Source organism: Mesorhizobium sp. LEGMi-168a (assembly GCF_058312955.1).
The window spans coordinates 1-1,574 of the sequence record NZ_JBZEGV010000089.1; the positions used below are offsets into that span (position 1 = coordinate 1).

At 65.8% G+C, this 1,574-nt stretch carries 2 protein-coding genes; both read left to right on the forward strand.

The window, feature by feature from the left end; genetic code table 11:
• Positions 1–867: ADP-forming succinate--CoA ligase subunit beta (gene sucC, locus AC4FWB_RS34015; RefSeq protein ID WP_491030585.1), on the forward strand; the 867-nt coding region annotated here is incomplete at its 5' end.
• A gap of 15 nt (positions 868–882) precedes the next feature.
• On the forward strand, positions 883–1,574 hold a 692-nt coding region (gene sucD / locus AC4FWB_RS34020; RefSeq protein ID WP_491030586.1), incomplete at its 3' end, for a succinate--CoA ligase subunit alpha.

Genomic DNA, 1,574 nt, shown 5'->3' on the forward strand with positions numbered 1-1,574 from the left:
CTCTATCTCGGCTTCGTGCTCGACCGGAAGGAAGAGCGCGTCATGATCGTGGCGTCGGCCGCCGGCGGCATGGAGATCGAGGACATCTCGGAAAAGAAACCGGATTCCATCATCCGCGCCACGGTCGATCCCGGTGTCGGCATGCAGGGCTTCCAGGCGCGCGAGATCGCCTTCGGCCTTGGCCTTGAAAGCAACCTGATCGGCAAGGCCACCGAAACCATCCTCGGCTGCTACCAGGTGTTCCGCGACTACGACGCCTCGATGCTGGAGATCAATCCGCTGGTGGTGACCCGCGACGGCAGCCTCGTCGCGCTCGATGCCAAAATGTCCTTCGACGAGAACGCGCTGTTCCGCCGCCCGGAAATCTCCGAGCTGCGCGACAAGAGCCAGGAAGACCCGCGCGAAACCTTCGCCAGCGACCGCGGCCTCTCCTATGTCGGTCTCGACGGCAACATCGGCTGCATCATCAACGGCGCGGGGCTCGCCATGGCGACGATGGACATGATCAAGATCGCCGGCGGCGAGCCGGCCAACTTCCTCGACATCGGCGGCGGCGCCTCGCCCGAGCGGGTGGCAAAATCCTTCCGCGCCGTGCTCGGCGACAGACAAGTCGAGACCATCCTGGTCAACATCTTCGCCGGCATCAACCGCTGCGACTGGGTCGCCGAAGGCGTCATCAAGGCAATCCGCGAAGTCGGCGTCGACGTGCCTTTGGTGGTGCGGCTCTCCGGCACCAAGGTCGAGGAAGGCCGCAAGATCCTGGCCGATTCCGGCGAGAAGGTGATCGTCGCCGACACACTCGCCGAAGCCGCCGAAAAGGCCGTCGCCGCGTGGCGCGCGGCCGCCAAGAAGAAAAAAGCAGCCTGAGGGAGGTCGAGAAAAATGGCAATCCTGCTCAACCGCTCAACGCGGGTCATCGTCCAGGGCTTCACCGGCAAGATCGGCAGCTTCCACGCCGACGACATGAAGCGCTACGGCACCAAGCTGGTCGGCGGCGTCACCCCCGGCAAGGGCGGCCAGACGCATCTCGGCCTGCCGGTCTTCAACACGGTCAAGGGCGCGGTGCGCGAAACGCGCGCCGAGGCCAGCATCGTCTTCGTGCCGCCGCCGTTTGCCGCCGATTCGATCATGGAGGCGGCGGATGCCGGCATAAAGCTCTGCGTCTGCATCACCGACGGCATCCCCTCGCAGGACATGATGCAGGTCAAGCGCTACATGCGCCGCTACCGCTTCGAGGACCGCATGCGCCTCGTCGGACCGAACTGCGCCGGCGTCATCACGCCCGGACAGGCGCTGATGGGCATCATGCCGGGCAGCATCTATCTGCCCGGCCGCGTCGGCATCGTCGGCCGTTCCGGCACGCTGGGCTACGAAGCCGCCTCGCAGATGAAGGCGCTCGGCATCGGCGTGTCGACCAGCGTCGGCATCGGCGGCGATCCGATCAACGGCTCGTCCTTCAAGGACATCCTGCAGCTCTTCGAGCGCGACGAGGATACCGACGCCGTGGTGATGATCGGCGAGATCGGCGGGCCGCAGGAAGCCGAGGCCGCGATCTGGGCGCGCGACAATATGCG